Source organism: Lysobacter sp. 22409 (assembly GCF_052045105.1).
GTDB lineage: Bacteria > Pseudomonadota > Gammaproteobacteria > Xanthomonadales > Xanthomonadaceae > Lysobacter > Lysobacter antibioticus_B.
The window spans coordinates 1-21,943 of the sequence record NZ_JBQEOE010000059.1; the positions used below are offsets into that span (position 1 = coordinate 1).

A 21,943-nucleotide genomic window follows, 5' to 3' on the forward strand; every position below is an offset into this window, starting at 1 on the left:
TGCTAGCGTGGCGGCCTTCCTTTGCACCGGATGAGCCATGTCCTCGATGTCGCAGACCTGTCAATCCCTGTTGTTCGCAGCAGGTATCGCCGCCGCCTCGGCCTCTGGTGCCGCACCCGCCAAGGAGGCCGCCATGAACGATTCCTACGCTTGGCTCGAAGAGGTCGAGGGCAAGCGCTCGCTCGAATGGGTCCAGGCGCGCAACGCCAAGACCGAGGCCGAACTCGCCGCGACGCCGCAGTTCAAGCAGCTCGAGTCCGACATCCGGGCGATCCTCGATTCCAACGCCAAGATCCCCGGTGTCGAGAAAATCGGCGCCTACTACTACAACTTCTGGAAGGACGCGCAGCACCAGCGTGGCCTGTGGCGCCGCACCACGCTCGAGGAGTACCGCAAGGACCAGCCCAAGTGGGAGACCGTGATCGACCTCGACGCGCTCAACCGCGAAGAGAACGAACAGTGGGTCTGGCACGGCGCCGACTGCCTGCGTCCGGACTATCAGCGCTGCCTGGTCGCGCTGTCGCGCGGCGGCTCCGATGCCGACGTCACCCGCGAGTTCGACCTGACCACCAAGGCCTGGGTCAAGGACGGCTTCGTCCGCCCCGAGGCCAAGGGCAGCCTGAACTGGATCGACCGCGACCACGTCTACGTCGCCACCGATTTCGGCCCCGGCTCGATGACCACCTCGGGCTATGCGCGCGTGGTCAAGCTGTGGAAGCGCGGCACGCCGATGGCCTCGGCCAGCCTGGTCTACGAGGGCAAGCCGACCGACATGATGATCGGCGCCATGCACGACCACACCCCGGGCTTCGAGCGCGACTTCGTCCAGCGCACGCTCGCTTTCTATAACGACGAGCTGTACCTGCGCGGCGCCGACGGCAAGCTGAGCAAGATCGACCTGCCGAACTCGGCCAACAAGTACGTCCATCGCGAATGGCTGATCGCCGAGCTGCGCGATCCCTATGAAGCCGGCGGCAAGAAGTACGCCTCCGGCAGCCTGATCGCGATCAAGTTCGACGACTTCCAGGCCGGCAAGCGCGACTTCACCACCTTGTTCGCGCCGACCGAGACCACCTCGCTGGCGAACGCGGTGTGGACGCGCAATCACCTGATCCTCAACGTGCTCGACGACGTCAAGTACAAGCTCAGCGTGCTGACCCCGGGCGAGGGCGAGTGGAAGCGCGAGGCCCTGGCCGGCGCGCCGACGTTCGGCACGGTCATGGTCGGCGCGGTCGACTCCGACGAAAGCGACGCGGTCTGGCTGAGCGCCAGCGACTACCTGACCCCCAGCACCCTGGCGATGGGCGAAGTCGGCAAGAACGCCAAGGCACCGGACGTGCTGAAGACCATGCCGACTTTCTTCGACGCGTCCAAGAACGTGATCGAACAGCACTTCGCCAAGAGCAAGGACGGCACCCGCGTGCCGTACTTCCTGGTGCGGCCGAAGGATCTCAAGCTCGACGGCAGCGCGCCGACTCTGCTGTACGGCTACGGTGGCTTCGAAATCTCGCTGACTCCGAGCTATTCCGGCGGCATCGGCAAGGGCTGGCTCGAGAAGGGCGGCGTGTATGCGGTCGCCAACATCCGCGGCGGCGGCGAGTACGGCCCGCGCTGGCACCAGGCCGCGCTCAAGGCCAACCGTCACAAGGCCTATGAGGATTTCGCAGCGGTCGGCCAGGACCTGATCGCGCGCAAGATCACCAGCACCCCGCACCTGGGCGTGCAGGGCGGCAGCAACGGCGGCCTGCTCACCGGCAACATGCTGACCCAGTACCCGGACCTGTTCGGTGCGGTGGTGGTGCAGGTGCCGCTGCTCGACATGAAGCGCTACAGCCACCTGCTGGCCGGCGCCTCGTGGATGGCCGAGTACGGCGATCCGGACACCGCCGATTGGTCGTTCATCCAGGGCTTCTCGCCGTACCACCTGTTCGATGCCAAGCGCGAGTACCCGCCGGTGATCTTCATGACCTCGACCAAGGACGACCGCGTCCATCCGGGCCATGCGCGCAAGATGGCGGCGAAGATGCTCGATGCCGGCAAGAACGTGCGCTACTACGAGAACATCGAAGGCGGACACGGCGGCGCGGCCAACAACGCCCAGCAGGCGCACATGAACGCGCTGGCCTTCACCTTCCTGTGGGAACAGCTGGCCAAGTGACGGGCCGGCCGGCCGATGCGTGAACCGACGGGCGCCCAGGCGCCCGTCGTCGTCTGCGCCCCGGCCCTGCCCGACTGGGCTGGCTGAATCCTCACCGCCCCGCGGTTGCGCATCCCGATATCGGACCCAATATGAAACCGACCTTTCTCACGCTTGCGGCGACGCTCCTGATGACCACGACCCTTTCCGCCACCGCAGCCGGCCTGCCCACGCCGCCCGACGCCGCCAAGAAGCCGCACGAGGTCAAGGCCCCGCACGGCGCCCAGCGCAGCGACGAGTACTACTGGTTGCGCGACGACAAGCGCAAGAACCCCGAGATGCTGGCCTATCTCAAGGCCGAGAACGCCTATGTAGATGCGGCCATGGCGCCGCTCAAGCCGCTCGAGGACACGCTGTACAACGAGATCGTCGGCCGCATCAAGCAGGACGACAGCTCGGTGCCGTACCGCGAGCGCGGCTACTGGTACTACACCCGCTTCGAGACCGGCCAGGACTATCCGATCCAGGCCCGGCGCAAGGGCAGCATGGACGGCGCCGAGGAGATCCTGCTCGACGTCAACGCGATGGCCAAGGACAAGCAGTACTTCAACGTCGGCGACTTCGAGGTCAGCCAGGACAACCGGATCCTGGCCTGGGCCGACGACGCCGTCGGCCGCCGCCAGTACAAGATCCGCTTCAAGAACCTGGAGACCGGCGAGATTTATCCCGACGTCATCGACGACGTTTCGCCGAACCTGGTCTGGGCCGACGACAACAAGACCCTGTTCTACGTCGAGAACGACCCCGAGACCCTGTTGACCGTGCGGGTCAAGAAGCATGTGCTCGGCACGCCGGCCTCGGCCGACGTGCTGGTCTACGAAGAAAAAGACGACAGCTTCTACATGGGCATCGGCCGCAGCCGCGACGATGCCTACATCTGCATCAGCCTGCACAGCACCGTGTCGAGCGAGGCCCGTTGCGCGCCGGCCGCCGATCCGAAGGAGTTCGTGGTGCTGGCGCCGCGCGAGCGCGACGTCGAGTACGACGCCGACCACCTCGACGGCCGCTGGGTGATCCGCACCAACGCGCCCGGCGCCGACGGCAAGCCGGCGCCGAACTTCCGCCTGGTGACCGCCGCCGACGATGCCCGCTCGCGCAAACAATGGCAGGACTGGGTGGCGCACCGCGACGACGTCTTCATCGAAGGTTTCGAGCTGTTCGACGGCTTCACCGCGGTCGCCGAGCGTTCCAATGCGCTCGAACGCCTGCGCCTGATCGGCAAGGACGGCAAGGAGGAATTCGTCAAGGCCGACGAGCCCGCGTTCTCGATGGGCCTGGCGACCAACTCCGAGCACGACACGCCGTGGCTGCGCTACACCTACACCTCGATGACCACGCCGGCGACGACCTATGAGCTCAACACTCAAACCGGCGAGCGCAAGCTGCTCAAGCAGCAGCCGGTGATCGGCTACGACCCCGACAAGTACGTGACCGAGCGCTTCTGGGCGACCGCGCGCGACGGCGTCAAGGTGCCGGTGTCGCTGGTCTACAAGAAGGGCTTCGAGAAGAACGGCAAGGCGGCGATGCTGCAGTACGCCTACGGCAGCTACGGTTCCTCGACCGACCCGGGCTTCAACAGCACCGTGGTGAGCCTGCTCGACCGCGGAATGGTCTATGCGATCGCCCACATCCGCGGCGGCCAGGAACTGGGCCGCAAGTGGTACGACGACGGCAAGCTGTTCAACAAGAAGAACACCTTCACCGACTTCATCGACGTCAGCGCCGAACTGGTCAAGGCCGGCTACGCCGCGCCCGACCGCGTCGCGGCCTACGGCGGCAGCGCCGGCGGCCTGTTGATGGGCGCGATCGCCAACATGGCGCCGCAGCAGTACCGGGTGATCCTGTCGCAGGTGCCGTTCGTCGACGTGGTGACCACCATGCTCGATCCGAGCATCCCGCTGACCACCAACGAGTACGACGAGTGGGGTAATCCTGAGAAGAAGGATTACTACGACTACATGCTCAGCTATTCGCCCTACGACAACCTCAAGGCCCAGGCCTATCCGGCGATGTTCGTCGGCACCGGCCTGTGGGATTCGCAGGTGCAGTACTGGGAGCCGGCCAAGTACGTCGCCCGTCTGCGCGATATCCAGCGGTCCGACAAGAGCGACGGCAAGCAGCCGTTGCTGTTCCGTACCAACATGGAGGCCGGCCACGGCGGCAAGTCGGGCCGTTTCCGTCGCTTCCGCGAACAGTCGGAGATGTACGCGTTCATGCTCGACCAACTGCAGGTTAGCGGGCCCACGCTGAAGTAAGTGCCCGCGGTCCCCGTTCGACGGCACCGGCGGCGCCCGCCCCGGTGCCGTCGTCGTTTGCGGCGGAGCGGATTGAAAGCCAGGGCCGCACCCGCATTTCGACCACAGCCCCTGCGACCGCCGCATACTTCCGCCATGCCGTTTCCGCCACCGCCTGCCGACCCCGAGCCGCCGACCGCGCCCGCCGCGGATGCGGTCGAGGGCAGGGCCCCATCGTCGAAGGCCCGCAAGGGGCGGTTCCGTTGGGCCTGGAAGCTGCTCGCCTATGCCAGCCTGGCCCTGGGCGTGATCGGCATCGTCGTGCCGGGCCTGCCGACCGTGCCGTTCGTGCTGTTGTCGGCCTTCGCCGCGGGGCGCGGCTCCGAGCGACTGCATGCCTGGTTGCTCGGCCACCGCCAGTTCGGGCCGATCATCCGCGACTGGGAAAAGCACGGCGCGGTCAGTCGGCGCTCCAAGTGGCTGGCGGTGTCGATGATGTCGGTCTGTGCGGTGATCATGTTCCTGACTTCGCCGAAGCTGTGGATGGCGATGACCGGCACCGCAATCATGACCGTCGTCGCGATCTGGTTGTGGCGGCGGCCCGAACCGCCACGGGCCTGAGCGCAGCGGCGCCGGCCCCGGCCCGCCTGAACCCGCGCCGCGCCCCGCCGTCCCGGACGGGTTCGTTTCGACGCCGGCTGCGGGCTACACTTCGCCCATGAATGCACGCATCGCAACGCCTCTCGTTTTGACCGCGCTGACCCTCGCCCTGACCGCTTGCGGCAACAAGGGCCCGCTGGTCCTGCCGACCGAGCCCGCGCCGCAGGAAGCGCCCGTGGCCAAGCCGGGCGAAGTGCCGGTGACCATCTCCACCGCCAATAATCCGCCGGTCGCGACCGACCCGAACGCCAAGACCTCGCTGCCGACCCTGCCGCCGCTGGACGGCTCGCAGCCGGCCGCCGAAGGCGCGAAGGATGCGGACACGCAAGACAAGGACGGCGACGGCAAGGACGACGCCAAGCCTGTCGAGCCGGTGCCGCAGGGCGATGGCTGAGTCCGCGACCGCCGTGGCCGGGCAGGCCGCGCCGCTGCGCTTCAGCAAGATGCACGGCGCCGGCAACGACTTCGTCGTGCTCGATCTGCGCGGCGGCGCGCCCGAACCCGACGCTGAACTGTGCCGCGCCTTGGCCGACCGCCACTTCGGCGTCGGTTGCGACCAGATCCTGACCGTCGAAGACCCGCTCAGCGAGGGCGCGGTCGCGTCCTACCGGATCTGGAACGCCGACGGTTCGGGCTCGCAGCAATGCGGCAACGGCGCGCGCTGCATCGCCGCCTGGCTGGTCCGCGACGGCGCCGCCGCACGAGCCCGCGCCGAGGACGGCAGTTTCGCCGTCGACAGCCCGGCCGGCCGCCATGCGGTGTGGACGCTCGGCGACGGCGGTTACCGCATCGACATGGGGCGCCCCGATTTCGAGCCCGCGCGCATCCCGATGCGCGGCTACACGGCCTACCAGGATCAATACGTGGTCGACATCCACGACACCGTGATCGGTTTCGGCGCGGTGTCGATGGGCAATCCGCATGCGGTGATCGAGGTCGACGACGTCGAGGCCGCGCCGCTCGACAGCATCGCCCCGCTGTTGCAGTCGAGCAATGCGTTTCCGGAATCGGCCAACGTCGGCTTCGCCCAGGTGATCGCCCGCGATCGCATCCGCCTGCGCGTGTACGAGCGCGGCGTCGGCGAGACCCTGGCCTGCGGCAGCGGCGCCTGCGCCGCGGTAGCGGTGTTGATCCGACGCGGCCTGGTCGACCGCGACGTCGCCGTGCGGCTGCCCGGCGGCGAATTGCGCATCGCCTGGCCCGACGACGCGGCGACGCTGTCGATGGCGGGCCCGGCGGCTTTCGTGTTCGAAGGAGAGTGGAACCGATGACCGACAAGTTCAGCGAGCAAACGAGCGACAAGTTCAGCGCCCACGAAGTCGCCAACTGGCTGCGTCGTCATCCGCGGTTCCTGCAGCAGTTTCCCGACCTGTCGATGAGCCTGGTGGTGCCGCGCGAGGAAGGCTCGGCGGCGTCGCTGGCGAGCTACCAGCTGGAAGTGCTGCGCGACAAGAACCGCGAACTGTCGCGGCGCCTGCAGGAGCTGTTCGGCAACGCCCAGGAGAACGAACGCCTGGCGGTGCGCACCCATCAGTTGACCTTGGCGCTGCTGCGCCAGAGCAGCGCCGCCGACACCTTGCGCGCGATGGCGGCGAGTCTGGCCGAGGATTTCAACGGCGACCTGGTGCGCCTGGTCGTGTTCAAACCGGTCGAAGGCCTCGGCGACAGCGACTGGCTGCAGATCATCGCCGAAGGCGATGCGCGCCTGCAGCCGTTCCGCGACGCCCTGAGCGACGGCGAACCGCTGTGCGGCCGCCTGCAGCCCGAGAAACACGTCGTGCTGTACGGCGAGCGCGCCGAGGAAGTGCAGTCGACCGCCTTGTTGCCGCTGCCGGGCACCGGCCTGATCGCGGTCGGCAGCCGCGACGCGAACCGCTTCTTCCCCGGCATGGGTACCTTGTTCCTGCGCATGATGGGCGAGTCGCTGGCGGTCGCGCTCAGGCGTTTCGACTGAGCCGAGCGCGCGGCGCGATCCGCGCCGACACGCCGCAGCGGTTTCGTCATGAGCACGACCAACGCCTTCCTCGATCATCTGCGCGTCGAGCGCCGCATGTCGGCGCACACCCTCGACGCCTATCGACGCGATCTCGACGCCTTGACGCAATGGTGCGAACACCACGGCCGCGGCGATCCGCTGCGGCTGAATGCGGAAGACCTGCGCGCGTTCATCGCCGCCGAGCATCGGCGCGGCCTGACCCCCAAGAGCCTGCAACGTCGTTTGTCGGCATGCCGTAGCTTCTACGCTTGGCAGGTCAAGCAAGGCGTGCTCATGGCCAGTCCGGCGGCGGCGATCCGTGCGCCGAAGTCGCCGCGCAAACTGCCGCAGGTGCTCGACCCGGACGAAGCCAAGGCCTTGGTCGAAGTGCCGACCGATGTGCCGCTGGGGCTGCGCGATCGCGCCGTGCTCGAGTTGTTCTATTCCTCCGGCCTGCGCTTGAGCGAGTTGTGCGCTTTGCGTTGGCGCGATCTCGATCTCGACGACGGCTTGGTGACCGTGCTCGGCAAGGGCAGCAAGCAACGCAGCGTGCCGCTGGGCTCGCACGCGCGCGCGGCCTTGCAGGAATGGCGTGCATCGACCGGCGCGGCGAACGAAGCACAAGTATTTCCGGGGCGCGGCGGCGGCCCGATCACCCCGCGCGCGATCCAGTTGCGCATCCGTCAACTGGCGCAACGCCAGGGCTTGTTCAAACGCGTGCATCCGCATCTGCTGCGGCATTCCTTCGCCAGCCACATCCTCGAATCCTCGGGCGACCTGCGCGGCGTGCAGGAGCTGCTCGGCCACGCCGACATCGCCACCACCCAGATCTATACCCACCTGGATTTCCAGCACCTGGCCAAGGTCTACGACGCCGCGCATCCGCGGGCCAAGCGTAAGCCCGATCGCGAGAAGTGAGTGGGAAGAGTGAGATGAGAGTGAAGAGCGAGCGGATGAAGCCGCCGCTTCGTCGGCGCATCCCGATTCGCTCGCCTTACTGGCCAGGAAGAACCAGCGAGAATTCGTAATGAGCCGACCCGAAGAGTCCCCCCTTTGGAAAAGGGGGCAGGGGGGATTGGCTCTTGGCTTCGCGCTGGCCGAGCCTTGCACCACATCTCGCAGCATGTGTGCAAGCGTGACCGATTCGCCATAACGCCGCACCGGAAGGCTTCTGCCATGGCACTAATATCGCGCTCCTCTAGAACCAACCAAGGAACGGTGTATGCAGACAGTACTGGCAGTTTTTCTGGCGATGGGCGCCGCGGCGAGCGCGCCGGCGGCGAAGCAGGCGCCCGCCCGCGAAAGTTACGGCTTGGCCGGCGGCCGCGAAAAGGTCGGCTGCGTTTTGACCCATCGCAAGATCACCCGCTTTCCGCTGCCGATAACCATCGTCACTCCGCAGCCCGGTTACGACGCATCGCCGCCGTTGCGGGGTCAGGTGGTCTCGGCCTTGTCCAAACCATGCAAGTCGCTGACGAGCGCGTCGGTAGATCCCGACGAGCCAGCGGCAAAGGCCTACGCCGTGCGTCTGGACAAGGCATCGTGGCAGGAGGGTTCGTGGAGCGGCATGGTCGCTTTCGATGCCGCTGCCCCGGGCTCCCTGCGCGCCTGCAACAGCATGGAGGGCATTCACCTCACAGCCTGGAAGGGCAAGCCGCTGCGCAGCGCGCGTCTGTGGCATGGCTATTTCTGGTTCGATTACGAAGTCGAGTCCGGTGGCCCATCTGAGTGCCGGGAGCGGGATTACGCTGAGTGAATGCAACCGGGAGCGGCGCCGCCGCTCCCGGTCTGGGACTTGAACCGGCCGGCCGCAGCCCCACTTCGTGAGGGTTACCCCGGAGGCCAGCATGGACCCCAGTCAGAACCCCACTGTTTTTCACGCCACCACCATCGTCTCGGTACGCCGCGACGGTCGCGTCGCCGTGGCCGGCGACGGTCAGGTGACGCTCGGTCACACCGTCATGAAATCAAACGCGCGCAAGGTGCGCCGCCTCGGCCGCGATGGCCAGGTGCTCGCCGGTTTCGCCGGTGCCGCCGCCGATGCGTTCACCTTGTTCGAACTGTTCGAAGCCAAGCTCGAAAAGCACGGGCAACTGACCCGTGCCGCGGTCGAATTGGCCAAGGATTGGCGCACCGAGCGCCGCCTCGGCAAGCTAGAAGCGCTGCTCGCGGTGGCCGATAAAGAAACCTCGCTGATCATCAGCGGCACCGGCGACGTCATCGAGCCCGAAGACGGGATCATCGCGATCGGCTCCGGCGGCATGTACGCACTGTCGGCTGCGCGCGCTCTGATCGCGCACACCCAACTCGACGCCCGCACCATCGCCACCGAGGCGATCAACATCGCCGGCGACGTGTGCATCTACACCAATCGCAATGTGGTGGTCGAAGAGCTTTAGAAGTGAGTGGGGAGAAGTGAGGAGCGAGTAAAAACCGGCTTCCTTCATTATCTCTTCCATTCGCAGCATGTCCGCTCACTCCTCACTCCTCTCATCTCACTTCTTCTTTCTATGAAACCCGACAACAGTCACGCCACCATGACGCCGCGCGAAATCGTGCAGGAGCTCGACCGTCACATCATCGGTCAGCACGCAGCCAAGCGCGCGGTCGCGATCGCGTTGCGCAATCGTTGGCGCCGCATGCAGCTCAACGACGATCTGCGCAATGAGGTCATGCCCAAGAACATCCTCATGATCGGCCCCACCGGCGTCGGCAAGACCGAGATCGCGCGCCGTCTGGCGACGCTCGCGAACGCGCCGTTCGTCAAGGTCGAGGCCACCCGCTTCACCGAGGTCGGCTATGTCGGCAAGGACGTCGAGCAGATCGTTCGCGACCTCGCCGACACCGCGGTCAAGCTGTACCGCGAACAAGCCAAGGTGCGCGTGCGCACTCAGGCCGAAGACCGCGCCGAAGACCGCATCCTCGATGCGCTGCTGCCCAAGCGCGTGCCGGGCGGTTTCGGCTTCGGTTCGGAAACGCCGGCGCAGGACACCAGCTCGCCCGACAGCGATACCCGCGCCAAGTTGCGCAAGCAACTGCGTGCCGGCGAACTCGACGAGCGCGAGATCGAGATCGAAACCGCGGTCAACGTGGGTGTCGACATCATGGCGCCCCCGGGCATGGAAGAAATGGGCCAGCAGCTGCGGCAGATGTTCTCGCAGGTGTCCGGCGGCAAGACCCACAAGAAGCATCTGACGATCAAGGCCGCGCGTCCGCAGTTGATCGAAGAGGAAGCGGCCAAGCTGGTCAACGAAGACGATGTGCGCGCCGCCGCGATCGAAGCCTGCGAACAGCACGGCATCGTCTTCATCGACGAGATCGACAAGGTCGCCAAGCGCAGCGAAGCCGGCATGAGTGGCGGCGACGTTAGCCGCGAAGGCGTGCAGCGCGACCTGCTGCCGCTGGTCGAGGGTTCGACGGTGAGCACCAAGTACGGCTCGGTCAAGACCGACCACATCCTGTTCATCGCCTCGGGCGCGTTCCATCTGGCCAAGCCGAGCGACCTGATTCCGGAGCTGCAGGGCCGCTTCCCGATCCGGGTCGAACTCGGCGCGCTGAGTAAGGACGATTTCGTCCGCATCCTCACCGAACCCAAGGCCTCGCTGACCACGCAGTACATCGAACTGCTCAAGACCGAAGGCGTGGAGCTGCAGTTCACCGCCGATGCGGTGGATCGCCTGGCCGAGATCGCCGCGCAGGTCAACGAACGCCAGGAAAACATCGGCGCGCGTCGTCTGCATACCGTGCTCGAACGCTTGCTCGATACCCTGAGCTTCGAGGCGCCGGATCGCGACGGCCAGGCGGTGAGCATCGACCGCGCCTACGTCGATCAGCACCTGGGCGAGTTGGTGCAGGACCCGGATCTGAGCCGTTACATTCTCTGAAGCTCTTAGCCCCTCTCCCGTTAACGGGAGAGGGGGTGGGGTGAGGGCCGACGGACGCGTCGCGATCCAGCCCCTTCGTCGCCCCGCACGCTCTGCTAACGTGTCGCCCCATGGACGACATCGCACCCGCATCAGGGACCGAGGCATCGCGCGCCATTAACCCAGGCACCGCCCTGGTGCTCGGCGCCAACGGGTTTCTCGCCGGCTACATCATCGCCTCGCTGCGCCAGCGCGGATGGCGGGTGGTGCGTGGTGTGCGTGCGAGCGACCGCGCGCCGCGCGCCGACGAGCGCGAGGCCGACTTGGCCCGGATGACCACACCCGAAGCCTGGCGCGACACCTTGCGCGGGGTCGATGCGGTGATCAACGTTGCCGGCATCCTGCGCGAGACCGGCGTCCAAACCTTCCAGGCCATCCACGTCGATGGGCCGCTCGCGCTCGCCCAGGCCTGCGTGTCCGCCGGTGTCGCCCGCTTCGTACAGATCTCCGCCCTCGGCGAGCCCGAGGACGGCGCCTTCATTGCCTCCAAGCACCGCTTCGACGAGGCCTTGCTCGCCCTGCCGCTGTGTGCGGTAGTGCTGCGGCCGTCGATCGTCTACGCCGCGTCCGGTTCCTACGGCGGCACTTCGTTGCTGCGCGCGCTGGCGGCGTTTCCGGGCTGGCATCTGTTGCCCGGCGACGGACGCTGGGCGATCCAGCCGGTGTCGGCCGAAGACCTCGGCACCATCGCCGCGCTCGCCACCGCAGGCGAGCAGCGCGGCATCTTCGAAATCGGCGCGCCGCAGCCGATGACGCTGCGCGAGTACCAGGCGACCTGGCGGCGCTGGCTGCGCATCGACGGCGAGGCCGCGATCGCGGTGCCGGAAGCGCTGGTGTCGCTGCAGGTCGGGGTCGGCGAGCGGCTCGGCCGCGGCCCGGTCGGCGAAACCATGTGGCGCATGCTCCGGCGCGGCAACGTCACCGGCCCCGATGCGCCCGCGCGCCTGCAGGCCGAGTTCGGCCACGTGCCGCGCGATCTGCAGACGGCGCTTGCGGCGACGCCGAGCCAGGTCCAGGACCGTTGGCAGGCGCAGCTGTACTTCCTCGCGCCGACCCTGCGCATCGCCATCGTCGCCTTGTGGCTGATTTCGGCGTTGGCCGGATGGCTGACCCCGGCGGCGACGATCGAAGCGCTGGCCGCGGGTTCGCCGATGCAGGCCTGGCAGCCGGTGCTGTTGGCACGCGCGACCGCCTCTCTGGATGCGGTGCTCGCCTTGCTGTTGCTGATCGATTGGCGCCCGCGTCCGGTGCTCGGGCTGATGGGACTCAGCGTGCTCGCCTACACGCTCGCGTTCGGCGTGCTGCTGCCGGCGCAATGGCTGGACCCGCTCGGCGGGCTGGCGAAGAATCTGCTCGTGTTGCCGGCGCTCGCGGTGGCCTGGGTGCTGGCGGATAGGAGGTAAGCATGGATTATCTGTGGGTGAAGTGGATTCACATCCTGTCGTCGACCCTGTTGTTCGGCACCGGCCTGGGCATCGCGTTTTTCTTCTGGATCGCGCATCGGCGCGGCGACCCCAAGGTGATCGCCGAGACCGCGCGCACGGTGGTGATCGCCGATGCCTGCTTCACCGCGCCGGCGGTGATCGTGCAGTTCGTCAGCGGCATGTGGCTGACCTGGCGGCTCGGCATCCCGTTCTCGGTGTTCTGGCTCAAGACCGCGTTGCTGTTGTTCTTCGTGGTCGGCGCCTGCTGGTTGCCGGTGCTGTGGCTGCAGGCGCGGGCACGGCGTCTGGCGGCCGAAGCCGCGGCGCTCGGCGCGCCCCTGTCGGCGGCCTATCGGCGCACCATGCGTTGGTGGTTCTGGCTCGGCTGGCCGGCCTTCCTCAGCGTCATGGCGATCTTCTGGCTGATGGTGATGAAACCGGTTTGATCAGCGGCGCAATTCGAGCAGCACGCCCACGGTAGGGAACTGTTCGCTGCCGGCGAGCCAGCCGGGGCGGCGTTCGATCTCGACGAAACCTTCCGAGCGGTATAACTGCAGGGCCGGTTCGTTGCCGGCCAGCGCCAGCGTGGTCACCACCGGCCCGGCATCGGCCAGCGCGTGCCGCAACAGGCGGCGGCCGACGCCGCGGCCGTAGCAGTCCGGGTGCACGTACAGCCAATTCAAGGAATTGCGTTTGTAGGCGACGAAGCCCTGCACGACGGTGTCGATCGAGGCGACGTCGAGACGGCCGTCGAACAGGCCCTCGCTGTGCGCGGTGCGCGCCAGGCTGCGAAAGGCGGCGACATCGGCGCTGAGCCGCAGTTCGTCCAGGCGCGCGCGGTCGTGGATTGCGCACAGGCGCGGCCAATCGCTCAGCAGGTAAGGACGGATGCTGGCGTCGGTCGGCGGTAGGCGCATTGCGAAGGATTCTGCACCCGTCGCCGCGGGCTTGCACGGGGCCGTGTGCGGCAACGCGAACGGCCGCACACGCTGCGCGCGACTCAGTCCTCGCCGATGTCTTCGTTCCACACGTCCGGGTTTGCGGCGATGTAGCCGCCGAGCATCTCGATGCATTCCGGGTCGGCCAGGTCGATCACGTTGACGCCGTTCTCGCGCAGCCAATCGACGCCGCCGCTGAAGTTCACCGACTCGCCGACCACGACGGTGCCGATGTTGAACTGGCGCACCAGGCCGCTGCAGTACCAGCACGGCGCCAGGGTGGTGACCATGATGGTGTCGCGGTAACGGCGTTGGCGGCCGGCCTTGCGGAAAGCGTCGGTCTCGCCGTGCACGGAAGGGTCGTTTTCCTGGATGCGACGGTTGTGGCCGCAGCCGAGCAGGCGGCCGTCGTTGTGGTAAAGCGCCGCGCCTATCGGGATGCCGCCTTCGGCCAGGCCCTGGCGGGCTTCGGCGACGGCGGTCTTGAGCAGGGCGCGGTAGTCGGGCGTGGCGATCATGAAAGGCTCCGGTTCGATGGCGCCCAGTCTGGCGCGGCGGCGCGGCGCGGTCGAGCCCGCTGCCTTCGATTCGCCCTGCGCGCGGAGCGCTCAGTCCCGCCCGCGCCGCAGCAGATCGATGTGCGGGATGCCGTCTTCGACATAGGGCTCGGACGAGGGCTCGAATCCGTAGCGGCCGTAATAGCCCTGCAGATGCGCCTGCGCGCCGATCTGCACGTCGGCCCCGGGCCAGCGCCGTTCGATTTCGATCAGCGCGGCCTCGATCATCGGCCCGCCATGGCCCTGGCCGCGGTGCGCGGGTGCGGTGAGAACGCGGCCGAAGCTGACCTGCGGATAGCTCAGCCCGGCCGGCAGGATGCGCAGGTAGGCGGCGAGCGTGCCGTCGGCCAAGCGGCCGAACAGGTGGATTGCGTCCGGATCGCGATCCTTGCCGTCGGGATCGAGATAGACGCAGTTCTGCTCGACCACGAACACCTCCGAGCGCAGGCGCAGCAGCTCGTAGAGCTCGTCGGCGCTCAGCTCGCGGAAGGGTTTGGCATGCCAGCTCAGGGTGTTCATGGCCGGATTCTGGCAGAGCCCGGTGGGGCGTGGGGCGGGGCGGGCTGGTCGTTCGTCTCAGGCCCGAGTGGAAGCCTTGCCGGGCCTTTGGCGGGCCGGGCCGACGCGACCGTGCAGGCCGGTTCCGCAACCGAGCCCGGCCGGCGGGCGTGCGATAATCCCGGCATGAGCGAACAGACCCCCAAGCCCGACACCACCCACTTCGGTTTCCGCGACGTCCCCAAGGGCGAGAAGCGCAAGCTGGTCGGCGAGGTGTTTTCCTCGGTCGCCGGCAGCTACGACCTGATGAACGACCTGATGAGCCTGGGCATCCATCGGGTCTGGAAGCGCTATTTCACCGCGACCGCGCAGGTCCGCCGCGGCGACCGCGTGCTCGACCTGGCCGGCGGCACCGGCGACATCGCCGCATTGCTGCGCGACCGCGTCGGCGACAGCGGCACCATCGTGCTCGGCGACATCAACCGCGAGATGCTGCGGGTCGGCCGCGACCGCATGACCGACCAGGGCCGCATCTCCGGTTTCGAGTACGTGCAGTGCAATGCCGAGTCGCTGCCGTTCCCGGATGCGAGCTTCGACCTGGTCACCATCGCCTTCGGCCTGCGTAACGTCACCGACAAGGATGCGGCATTGCGCGAGATGTTGCGCGTGCTCAAGGTCGGCGGCCAGGCGCGCGTGCTCGAGTTTTCGGAAGTGAAGGCCGACTGGTTCAAGCCGATCTACGATTTCCATTCGTTCAACGTGCTGCCGAAACTCGGCAAGCTGTTCGCCAACGACAGCGAGAGCTACCGCTATCTGGCCGAGAGCATCCGCAAGCACCCGCCGCAGGACGAGCTCAAGAAAATGATGGTCGAAGCCGGCTTCGCCCGCGTCGACTACAAGAACCTCAGCGCCGGCATCTGCGCCATCCATACCGGTTACAAGGTCTGAGGCGAGCGCTCGGCGCAGCGTGAGTAACGAAAAAGGCCGGGACGAAACTCCCGGCGTTTTTATTGGCGCTTCCGCTTTCGCGGGGGTTTATCGATGCATGGCGCTGAAGTCTCTGGATCTCCGCCTTCGCGGAGATGACGGCTGACAGGGCACGGCGCAACCTACCTGCAGGGCGAGGCGCAACCCACCAACCGTCGTCCCCGCGCAGGCGGGGACCCAGGGCTACACCGCAACGGCGTTCTGAAGTCTTCGGTGTAGCTGCTTGGAAACGAGGCTCACCGTCGTCCGGAGGATGGCCGGAACCTCGAGCCTCTATCCAACCTCAAGCCGAAAACCCGCCATCCACCGAAATCGCCGTGCCGGTGATGAAGTTGCCGCCGGGGCCGGCCAGGTGAGCGACGGTCGCGGCGACATCTTCGGGGCGGCCGTATTCGCCGAGCGGCAGGCCGGCGCGCTGCGCGTCGGCGCCTTCGCCGTCGGCCGGGTTCATGTCGGTGTCGACCGGGCCCGGCTGGACCACGTTGACGGTGATGCCGCGCGCGCCGAGGTCCTGCGCCAGGCCCTTGCTCAAGCCGATCACCGCGGCCTTGCTCATCGAGTACAGGGTCATGTTCGGCGCGCCGACGCGTTCGCCCAGGCAACTGCCGATGGTGATGATGCGGCCGCCGCGCGGCAGGTGTTTGGAGGCGGCCTGCGCGGCCACGAACGGCGCACGCACGTGGATCGCCATGACCCGCTCGTAGGATTCGGCGCTCTCGTCCTCGAACGGGCCGTAGGCGAACACGCCGGCGTTGTTGACGACGATGTCGAGACGGCCGAATTCGGCGACGGTGCGCTCGACCGCGGCGGTCACCGCCTGCGGGTCGGCGCTGTCGGCGGCGATGGCCAGGGCGCGGCGGCCGCCGGCCTGGATCTCGGCGACGACCGCCTGGGCCTGCTCGGCGGCGCGCGCATAGGTCAACACCACGTCGGCGCCGTCGGCGGCGAGGCGGCGTGCGATGGCTGCGCCGATGCCGCGGCTGCCGCCGGTGACCAGGGCTACTTTGCCTGCGAGAAGCGTCATGTCGGTGTTCCTTGAAGAAGGGGAGGGAATGGCGCCGATCGTGGCAGGCGGCCCCGCGCGCGCCTACGGCGGCGATGGGAAGCATCGTTGCGTGCACCCGGTCGCGGAAAGCAGCGTTGCGCCGCTGCGGCCGGTCGCGGCACCGCCAACCGCCAAGCGCGGCGACGCGCTGCACCATGCCGGGCCGCGGGCGAGGCGCTAAACTCGGGCGCTCGACCCGTCGTCCGTGGACCTTTCATGCGTTCTTCGATCCTGACCGTTTGCCTTGTCGCGGCCCTGACCGCCGCCGCCGGCTGCTCGCGCGATGCCGCGACCCCCGCCGCCGACTCCACCCCGCCCGCGGCGACGCCGGAGGCCAAAGTGAACGACACCGCTGCCGCGGCCGACCGCGACGAGCATTCCTACGCCCAGCCCGACCTGGTCCGCATCGACGATCTGGCCTTGCAGCTCGCGGTCGACTTCGCCAGCAAGACCCTCACCGGCAGCGCCACCTACACCCTCGACTGGGCCGATCCCAAGGCCAACCAGCTCGTCCTCGACAGCCGCGACCTGACGATCGAAAAAGTCGTCGGCGAGCGCGCCGACGGCAAGTGGGTCGACCTCAAGTTCGCCCTGGCCGATGCCGATAAGACCCTCGGCAGCAAGCTCACCATCGAGGTGCCGGAGCGCAGCAAGCGCGTGCGCGTCAGCTACGTCACCTCGCCGAACGCCTCGGGCCTGCAGTGGCTGGAGCCGTCGATGACCGAGGGCAAGAAGACGCCCTTCATGTTCAGCCAGTCGCAGCAGATCCACGCACGTTCGTGGGTGCCGCTGCAGGACACGCCGAGCGTGCGCTTCACCTACACCGCCCACGTCACCGGGCCGAAGGACGCGATGGTGCTGATGAGCGCCGACAACGATCCCAAGGCGGCACGCGACGGCGACTACAGCTTCAAAATGCCGCAGAAGATTCCGTCGTACCTGCTTGCGATCGCGGCCGGCGACCTGGTGTTCCAGCCGATCTCCAACCGCGCCGGCGTGTGGGCCGAGCCTTCGATGGTGAAGAAGGCCGCGACCGAGTTCGCCGACACCGAAAAGATGATGGAGACCACCGAGCAGTTGTACGGCCCCTACCGTTGGGAGCGCTACGACATCCTGGTGCTGCCGCCGTCGTTCCCGTACGGCGGCATGGAAAATCCGCGCCTGACCTTCGCCACCCCGACCGTGATCGTGGGCGACAAGTCGCTGGTGTCGCTGGTTGCGCACGAGCTCGCGCACAGCTGGTCCGGCAACCTGGTGACCTTCTCCAGCAGCAAGGACGGCTGGCTCAACGAAGGCTTCACCAGCTACGTCGAAAACCGCATCGTCGAGGCGCTGTACGGCAAGGAGCGTTCCGACATGGAGAACGTGATCGGCCGCAACGAACTCGCCGCCGAGTTCAAGACCATCGATCCCAAGCTGCAGGCGCTGGCGCTGAAGCCGGGTACGTTGAAGGACCCGGACGAGGCCAGCAGCGCCACCGTCTACACCAAGGGCGCCTGGTTCCTGCAGTTCCTCGAACAGCGTTACGGCCGCGAGGTGTTCGATCCCTTCCTGCGCAGCTACTTCGACCACTTCGCGTTCCAGAGCATCCCGACCACCAAGTTCGTCGAATACGCCAAGGCCAACCTGCTCGCCAAGCATCCGGGCAAGGTCAGCGAGGCCGAGCTGGAGGAATGGATCTACGGCCCGGGCATCCCGAAGTCGGCGCCGGCCACGCAGTCGCCGCGCTTCGACGCGGTCGACGCCGCGCGCAAGGCCTGGACCGATGCCGGCACGCTGCCGGACAAGGCCCTGACCGCGAAGTGGAGCACGCAGGAATGGGTGCACTTCATCGAGGGCATGCCGGAAACGCTCAAGGTCGAGCAGCTCAGCGCGCTCGATGCCGCCTATCGCTTCACCGGCACGCCGAACGGCGAGATCGCCCAGCGCTGGTATCCGTTGACGGTGCGCAGCGGCTATCGCCAGGCCGACCAGGCCATCGCCGCGTTCCTGCAGAAGATCGGCCGCCGCAAGCTGATCATGCCGACCTACGGCGAACTGGTGAAAACGCCGGAAGGCCTGAAGCTGGCCGAGGACACTTTCGCCAAGGCCAAGCCCGGCTATCACCCGATCACGACCGCTTCGGTCGAGGCGGTGATCGCCAAGGCCAAGTCCGCGCCGCAGGCCGCGGCCAAGTAAGCGCGAGCGCATGACCCTGCGTCGCCTGCTCAAGACGGTCGCCCTGGTGGCGGCCGTCTTGCTGTGCGCGCTGCTGTGGTGGCTGTGGCGCGATCCCTATCGTGTGGTGCTCGGCGATTACGCGCGCCAGCGCCTTGTTGCCGGGCTGGGCCGCAATGCCGCGCAGGTCGACGATCACCGCTGGGTCTACGCCTACAACGACGAAGCGCCGGCGAACGCGCCGACCGTGGTCATGGTGCACGGCTTCACCGGCGGCAAGGAAAACTGGTACCTGCTGGCGCAGCGGCTGCGCGGCCGCTATCGCGTGTTCGTGCCCGACCTGCCGGGCTGGGGCGAGAGCGAGCGCAAGCGCGGCGCCGATTACGGTTTCGTCGCCCAGAACGACCGCGTCGCGCGCTTCATCGAGCAGGTTGCGCGCAAGCCAGGCAGCCCGGTCGTGCTGCTCGGTCATTCGATGGGCGGCGGCATTGCCGCATTGACTGCCGCGCGCCATCCCCGCGACGTCGATCGCGTGGCCCTGTTCAACTCGGCCGGCGTGCGCTTCAAGGACAACGTGTTCGGCCGCGAAGTGCTCGAGGGCAAGAACCCGTTCGCGGTCAGCGATGCCGCCAGCCTCAAGCACTACCTCGACATCCTGTTCTACGACGAGCGCGCCAAGCCGGTCATTCCGTGGCCGGCCGACGGCATCTACATCGAGCGGCGCAAGCGCGAGGCGGGGTTCGAGCAATCCGTGCTCGACAAGATCGGCCGCGGCGACGAGCGCTTCCTGCCCGGCGACGAGGCCGAGCGCATCGGCCAGCCCGCGCTGCTGCTATGGTGCCGCCAGGATGCGGTCATCGATGCCAGCGCCCTGGAGCTGTTCGCGGTGCGTCTGCCGCAAGCGCAGCGGGTGCTGCTGGACGGTTGCGGCCACATGTCGGTGATGGAACAGCCCGACGCCGTCGCCGAGGCCGTGGATCAACTGATAGCCAAGGGAACGCCGCGATGACACTGCGCAACGCCACCATCCTGCTCGCCGCCGCGATCGCGCTGGCCGCCTGCAAACAGCCCGACCCGAAGTTCGCCGAAGCCGCCAAGGCCGCGCAGCAGGAACAGGCTGCCGCCACCGCCGCCAAGGAATTCGACAGCGCCTACGGGCAGAAAAACTGGGAAATGGCCGCGGCCCACGGCGAGATAGTGACCTCGAAATACCCGGGCACGCCGACCGCCGACCGCGTGCGTCCCCTGTACGAAGAAGCGCAGGCCAAGGCCAAGGAAGTGCGCGAGCAGCGCCGCGTCGAATCGCTGTGGTCGTACATGAGCACGCCGGTGAAGACCGCGAAGGGCAAGGCCGGTACGCAGTTGTCGGCCTCGATCTACGCCCGTGCCAATGTCGAGACCGACGGCAAGACGCCGCGCCCGGTGCAGCTGATCTTCCGCGACCACCCCGACTGGGGCCGCAGCAGCTACCTCGTGCTGCAGGTCGGCGACTTCAACTGCTATGGCGGCTGCAAGCTCAAGATCGGCTTCGACGGCAAAACCAAGGTCATGGCCGGCAGCCGCCCCAAGACCGACGAAGCCATCGCCATGTTCGTCGAAGACGAGCGCGCGCTGTGGCGCGGCGTCGGCGAGGCGAAGGAACTGACCATCGAATTCCCGGTCAAGGCCGGCGGCACCCGCACGGCGAGCTTCGACGTGGGCGGATTGAAGCAGGACAAGTTGCCGGGCTGGAAGTAGGCGCGTTGCCGGCCGGCCGGTCGGTCGCGGTGTGATTCACAAGGACGAGAGCATGGTTTCGTATCGCAAGATCGCCGTCGTACTGGCCGCCGCGCTGTTGCTGCCGCTGGCGCTGCTGGCCTCGGTCTCCGTATTCGGCGATAAGGCCACGATGGACACCGTAGCGAACGACGATTTCAAGGTCGAATTGAGTCCGCCCGAGTCGGGCAGCCCGCGTGCCCGGGCGTTGGCGGCGCTGGATCGTGCGCAGGATGTCACCCTGTATTCGCTGCAGCCCTGGCAACCGCCGGAGTCGCCGTCGGCATGGCAAGAGCTGCCACAAGCCGAACGCTCCCGGCGCGAAGACGAACAGTGGCAGCGCAGCGAGCGCGAATGGTGCAAGCATGAGCGCTGCTATCACCACAATCGCGTGCTGGGGCAGACATCCGTGAAGGCGGCGGACCTGCCGGAAGTACACAAGGCCTTGCGCGAATCCCTGGGGCAGGTGCCCGATTACGCCGCCGCGTGCATCCCGGAGTACCGCCATGCGGTCAGCTTCATCAGCGCTGGAAAGCACTACGACGTGCTGCTGTGCTACGGCTGCGGCCAGGTCGCGGTGGTTATCGACGATGATCTGCACGATCGGGGACAGACCTACGCGATGGGCGAAGAACGCGCGCTGGATGCGATCCTGACTCGCACCGGCATCGCGCTGGCGGCGAAGCCGGACCACTGAACAGTGCGCTATTCGCAAAGCGGGATCGACATGGAAGACGAATGGAAAAGTTGATGGACAAGAACGGATCGATGCGCTCATCGCCGCCATGCGCATGACGCGCTTGAAGAAGCTGCTGGCCTGGCTGGCCGCGTTGATTTTGCTCACCGCTGCGGCTGCCGCAGCGGCATGGTGGGGTTTCCTGCACTGGCAGCCCGATCGCGAGCGCTATGCGCTGCGCGGCATCGATGTGTCGCATCATCAGGCCGCGATCGATTGGGCGGCGGTAGCCAGCGACGATGTCGCTTTCGCCTACCTCAAGGCCAGCGAAGGCGGCGACCATCGCGACCGCTTGTTCGCCGAGAATTGGCGTGGCGCGCGGGCGGCGGGGATCGCGACCGGTGCCTATCATTTCTTCACCTTTTGCCGCAGCGGCGCCGAGCAGGCCCGCAACTTCATCGCGGCCGTGCCGGTCGAGGCCGATGCCCTGCCGCCCGCAGTCGACCTGGAATTCGGCGGCAACTGCGGCGCGCGCCCCGATGGCGCGGAGATGCGGGTCGAGCTCGATGCCTTCCTCGCTGCGGTCGAAAGCGCCTATGCGAAACCGGCGCTGCTGTACGTAACTCCGGAATTCTTCGAGGCCTATCGCGAGTCGCTGCCGGCACGCGCGCTGTGGCGGCGTTCGATCGTGCGTGCGCCGGATACGCGCGCGGCCTGGGCGCTGTGGCAGTACCACAATCGCGCCCGTGTCGACGGCATCGTCGGGCCGGTGGATCTGAACGTGTATGCCGGCGATGCGGCCGCGTTCGAGCGTTGGCGCGGCGAGTCCATCGCGCCGCCGCCTTAAGGGTAGGAGCGGCGCGAGTCGCAATCGCGACATCGCGGTTGCGTCGTTGTTGCGGTGGCGTGTCGCGGCT

General features: G+C 67.4%; 23 protein-coding genes. 19 read left to right on the top strand and 4 right to left on the bottom strand.

The window, feature by feature from the left end:
• Positions 1-37 precede the first annotated feature (37 nt).
• The 12 genes from ACTJJK_RS21300 to ACTJJK_RS21355 all read left to right on the top strand — a co-directional run bounded on the left by ACTJJK_RS21300 (position 38) and on the right by ACTJJK_RS21355 (position 12,859).
• The gene (locus ACTJJK_RS21300; RefSeq protein ID WP_031372843.1) at positions 38-2,158 is read left to right on the top strand and encodes a prolyl oligopeptidase family serine peptidase; all 2,121 of its coding nucleotides are present in this window, start codon (positions 38-40) and stop codon (positions 2,156-2,158) included.
• Between the two features lie 131 nt (positions 2,159-2,289).
• Positions 2,290-4,452, top strand: a complete 2,163-nt coding sequence (locus ACTJJK_RS21305) for a S9 family peptidase (RefSeq protein ID WP_440731199.1) — start codon at positions 2,290-2,292, stop codon at positions 4,450-4,452.
• 135 nt (positions 4,453-4,587) lie between these two features.
• Positions 4,588-5,052, top strand: a complete 465-nt coding sequence (locus ACTJJK_RS21310; protein ID WP_440731200.1) for a YbaN family protein — start codon at positions 4,588-4,590, stop codon at positions 5,050-5,052.
• Between the two features lie 97 nt (positions 5,053-5,149).
• Positions 5,150-5,485 carry an LPS translocon maturation chaperone LptM gene (gene lptM / locus ACTJJK_RS21315; protein ID WP_036149072.1) on the top strand — a complete coding sequence of 112 codons (336 nt, stop codon included), beginning with the start codon at positions 5,150-5,152 and terminating at the stop codon, positions 5,483-5,485.
• A complete protein-coding gene (gene dapF / locus ACTJJK_RS21320) occupies positions 5,478-6,362 on the top strand; it encodes a diaminopimelate epimerase (RefSeq protein WP_031372839.1) in 885 nt (294 codons plus the stop codon). The genes lptM and dapF overlap by 8 nt, the downstream gene beginning before the upstream one ends.
• Positions 6,359-7,045, top strand: coding sequence for a DUF484 family protein (locus ACTJJK_RS21325; protein WP_440731201.1), 687 nt, complete (start codon positions 6,359-6,361; stop codon positions 7,043-7,045). Before dapF ends, ACTJJK_RS21325 begins: the two co-directional genes overlap by 4 nt.
• 48 nt (positions 7,046-7,093) lie before the next feature.
• Positions 7,094-7,984 carry a tyrosine recombinase XerC gene (gene xerC, locus ACTJJK_RS21330; RefSeq protein ID WP_408952398.1) on the top strand — a complete coding sequence of 297 codons (891 nt, stop codon included), beginning with the start codon at positions 7,094-7,096 and terminating at the stop codon, positions 7,982-7,984.
• A 304-nt stretch (positions 7,985-8,288) separates the two neighbouring features.
• The gene (locus ACTJJK_RS21335; RefSeq protein ID WP_440731202.1) at positions 8,289-8,822 is read left to right on the top strand and encodes a hypothetical protein; all 534 of its coding nucleotides are present in this window, start codon (positions 8,289-8,291) and stop codon (positions 8,820-8,822) included.
• 91 nt (positions 8,823-8,913) lie between these two features.
• Positions 8,914-9,465, top strand: a complete 552-nt coding sequence (gene hslV / locus ACTJJK_RS21340; protein ID WP_031372835.1) for an ATP-dependent protease subunit HslV — start codon at positions 8,914-8,916, stop codon at positions 9,463-9,465.
• Between the two features lie 138 nt (positions 9,466-9,603).
• Positions 9,604-10,950: an ATP-dependent protease ATPase subunit HslU gene (hslU, locus tag ACTJJK_RS21345; protein WP_051885159.1), complete on the top strand. Its 1,347-nt coding sequence runs from the start codon at positions 9,604-9,606 to the stop codon at positions 10,948-10,950.
• 110 nt (positions 10,951-11,060) lie between these two features.
• Positions 11,061-12,392, top strand: coding sequence for an NAD-dependent epimerase/dehydratase family protein (locus ACTJJK_RS21350; protein ID WP_440731203.1), 1,332 nt, complete (start codon positions 11,061-11,063; stop codon positions 12,390-12,392).
• 2 nt (positions 12,393-12,394) lie between these two features.
• Complete coding sequence (locus tag ACTJJK_RS21355; RefSeq protein ID WP_057916683.1) at positions 12,395-12,859, top strand: DUF2269 family protein; 465 nt, start codon at positions 12,395-12,397, stop codon at positions 12,857-12,859.
• On the opposite strand, the gene ACTJJK_RS21360 is transcribed toward ACTJJK_RS21355, so the two are convergent.
• The 3 genes from ACTJJK_RS21360 to ACTJJK_RS21370 all read right to left on the bottom strand — a co-directional run bounded on the left by ACTJJK_RS21360 (position 12,860) and on the right by ACTJJK_RS21370 (position 14,427).
• Positions 12,860-13,330 (bottom strand): GNAT family N-acetyltransferase, encoded by a 471-nt coding sequence (locus ACTJJK_RS21360; RefSeq protein ID WP_031372831.1) that lies wholly within the window; start codon positions 13,328-13,330, stop codon positions 12,860-12,862. It abuts the gene before it with no gap.
• 83 nt (positions 13,331-13,413) lie between these two features.
• Positions 13,414-13,869, bottom strand: a complete 456-nt coding sequence (locus tag ACTJJK_RS21365) for a nucleoside deaminase (RefSeq protein WP_031372830.1) — start codon at positions 13,867-13,869, stop codon at positions 13,414-13,416.
• A 90-nt stretch (positions 13,870-13,959) separates the two neighbouring features.
• Positions 13,960-14,427, bottom strand: coding sequence for a GNAT family N-acetyltransferase (locus tag ACTJJK_RS21370; RefSeq protein ID WP_031372829.1), 468 nt, complete (start codon positions 14,425-14,427; stop codon positions 13,960-13,962).
• Positions 14,428-14,592: 165 nt separating this feature from the next.
• On the opposite strand from ACTJJK_RS21370, the gene ubiE reads away from it, so the two are divergent.
• Entirely contained in the window at positions 14,593-15,354 is a 762-nt protein-coding gene (gene ubiE / locus ACTJJK_RS21375) for a bifunctional demethylmenaquinone methyltransferase/2-methoxy-6-polyprenyl-1,4-benzoquinol methylase UbiE (protein WP_031372828.1), read from the top strand.
• 322 nt (positions 15,355-15,676) lie between these two features.
• Here ubiE and ACTJJK_RS21380 read toward each other — a convergent pair whose 3' ends face one another.
• Complete coding sequence (locus ACTJJK_RS21380; RefSeq protein WP_223621713.1) at positions 15,677-16,417, bottom strand: SDR family NAD(P)-dependent oxidoreductase; 741 nt, start codon at positions 16,415-16,417, stop codon at positions 15,677-15,679.
• Here ACTJJK_RS21380 and ACTJJK_RS21385 point away from each other — a divergent pair.
• The 6 genes from ACTJJK_RS21385 (at position 16,416) to ACTJJK_RS21410 (ending at position 21,873) form a co-directional block, all read left to right on the top strand.
• Entirely contained in the window at positions 16,416-16,619 is a 204-nt protein-coding gene (locus ACTJJK_RS21385) for a hypothetical protein (protein WP_440731204.1), read from the top strand. The genes ACTJJK_RS21380 and ACTJJK_RS21385 overlap by 2 nt on opposite strands.
• Positions 16,620-16,654: 35 nt before the next feature.
• Entirely contained in the window at positions 16,655-18,616 is a 1,962-nt protein-coding gene (locus ACTJJK_RS21390; RefSeq protein ID WP_440731205.1) for a M1 family metallopeptidase, read from the top strand.
• Positions 18,617-18,626: 10 nt separating this feature from the next.
• Positions 18,627-19,604 (top strand): alpha/beta fold hydrolase, encoded by a 978-nt coding sequence (locus ACTJJK_RS21395; protein WP_223621715.1) that lies wholly within the window; start codon positions 18,627-18,629, stop codon positions 19,602-19,604.
• A complete protein-coding gene (locus ACTJJK_RS21400; RefSeq protein WP_440731206.1) occupies positions 19,601-20,332 on the top strand; it encodes a hypothetical protein in 732 nt (243 codons plus the stop codon). The genes ACTJJK_RS21395 and ACTJJK_RS21400 overlap by 4 nt, the downstream gene beginning before the upstream one ends.
• 31 nt (positions 20,333-20,363) lie before the next feature.
• Positions 20,364-21,047 (top strand): hypothetical protein, encoded by a 684-nt coding sequence (locus ACTJJK_RS21405; protein WP_440731207.1) that lies wholly within the window; start codon positions 20,364-20,366, stop codon positions 21,045-21,047.
• A gap of 94 nt (positions 21,048-21,141) precedes the next feature.
• The gene (locus tag ACTJJK_RS21410; protein ID WP_081931047.1) at positions 21,142-21,873 is read left to right on the top strand and encodes a glycoside hydrolase family 25 protein; all 732 of its coding nucleotides are present in this window, start codon (positions 21,142-21,144) and stop codon (positions 21,871-21,873) included.
• The last annotated feature ends 70 nt before the right edge of the window (positions 21,874-21,943 follow it).

Excerpts from the sequence above, each read along its gene's own strand:
- ACTJJK_RS21300 (WP_031372843.1), top strand. The coding sequence starts at position 38 with ATGTCCTCGATGTCGCAGACCTGTCAATCCCTGTTGTTCGCAGCAGGT.
- ACTJJK_RS21305 (WP_440731199.1), top strand. The coding sequence starts at position 2,290 with ATGAAACCGACCTTTCTCACGCTTGCGGCGACGCTCCTGATGACCACG.
- ACTJJK_RS21310 (WP_440731200.1), top strand. The coding sequence starts at position 4,588 with ATGCCGTTTCCGCCACCGCCTGCCGACCCCGAGCCGCCGACCGCGCCC.
- lptM (WP_036149072.1), top strand. The coding sequence starts at position 5,150 with ATGAATGCACGCATCGCAACGCCTCTCGTTTTGACCGCGCTGACCCTC.
- dapF (WP_031372839.1), top strand. The coding sequence starts at position 5,478 with ATGGCTGAGTCCGCGACCGCCGTGGCCGGGCAGGCCGCGCCGCTGCGC.
- ACTJJK_RS21325 (WP_440731201.1), top strand. The coding sequence starts at position 6,359 with ATGACCGACAAGTTCAGCGAGCAAACGAGCGACAAGTTCAGCGCCCAC.
- xerC (WP_408952398.1), top strand. The coding sequence starts at position 7,094 with ATGAGCACGACCAACGCCTTCCTCGATCATCTGCGCGTCGAGCGCCGC.
- ACTJJK_RS21335 (WP_440731202.1), top strand. The coding sequence starts at position 8,289 with ATGCAGACAGTACTGGCAGTTTTTCTGGCGATGGGCGCCGCGGCGAGC.
- hslV (WP_031372835.1), top strand. The coding sequence starts at position 8,914 with ATGGACCCCAGTCAGAACCCCACTGTTTTTCACGCCACCACCATCGTC.
- hslU (WP_051885159.1), top strand. The coding sequence starts at position 9,604 with ATGACGCCGCGCGAAATCGTGCAGGAGCTCGACCGTCACATCATCGGT.
- ACTJJK_RS21350 (WP_440731203.1), top strand. The coding sequence starts at position 11,061 with ATGGACGACATCGCACCCGCATCAGGGACCGAGGCATCGCGCGCCATT.
- ACTJJK_RS21355 (WP_057916683.1), top strand. The coding sequence starts at position 12,395 with ATGGATTATCTGTGGGTGAAGTGGATTCACATCCTGTCGTCGACCCTG.
- ACTJJK_RS21360 (WP_031372831.1), bottom strand. The coding sequence starts at position 13,330 with ATGCGCCTACCGCCGACCGACGCCAGCATCCGTCCTTACCTGCTGAGC.
- ACTJJK_RS21365 (WP_031372830.1), bottom strand. The coding sequence starts at position 13,869 with ATGATCGCCACGCCCGACTACCGCGCCCTGCTCAAGACCGCCGTCGCC.
- ACTJJK_RS21370 (WP_031372829.1), bottom strand. The coding sequence starts at position 14,427 with ATGAACACCCTGAGCTGGCATGCCAAACCCTTCCGCGAGCTGAGCGCC.
- ubiE (WP_031372828.1), top strand. The coding sequence starts at position 14,593 with ATGAGCGAACAGACCCCCAAGCCCGACACCACCCACTTCGGTTTCCGC.
- ACTJJK_RS21385 (WP_440731204.1), top strand. The coding sequence starts at position 16,416 with ATGTCGGTGTTCCTTGAAGAAGGGGAGGGAATGGCGCCGATCGTGGCA.
- ACTJJK_RS21380 (WP_223621713.1), bottom strand. The coding sequence starts at position 16,417 with ATGACGCTTCTCGCAGGCAAAGTAGCCCTGGTCACCGGCGGCAGCCGC.
- ACTJJK_RS21390 (WP_440731205.1), top strand. The coding sequence starts at position 16,655 with ATGCGTTCTTCGATCCTGACCGTTTGCCTTGTCGCGGCCCTGACCGCC.
- ACTJJK_RS21395 (WP_223621715.1), top strand. The coding sequence starts at position 18,627 with ATGACCCTGCGTCGCCTGCTCAAGACGGTCGCCCTGGTGGCGGCCGTC.
- ACTJJK_RS21400 (WP_440731206.1), top strand. The coding sequence starts at position 19,601 with ATGACACTGCGCAACGCCACCATCCTGCTCGCCGCCGCGATCGCGCTG.
- ACTJJK_RS21410 (WP_081931047.1), top strand. The coding sequence starts at position 21,142 with ATGACGCGCTTGAAGAAGCTGCTGGCCTGGCTGGCCGCGTTGATTTTG.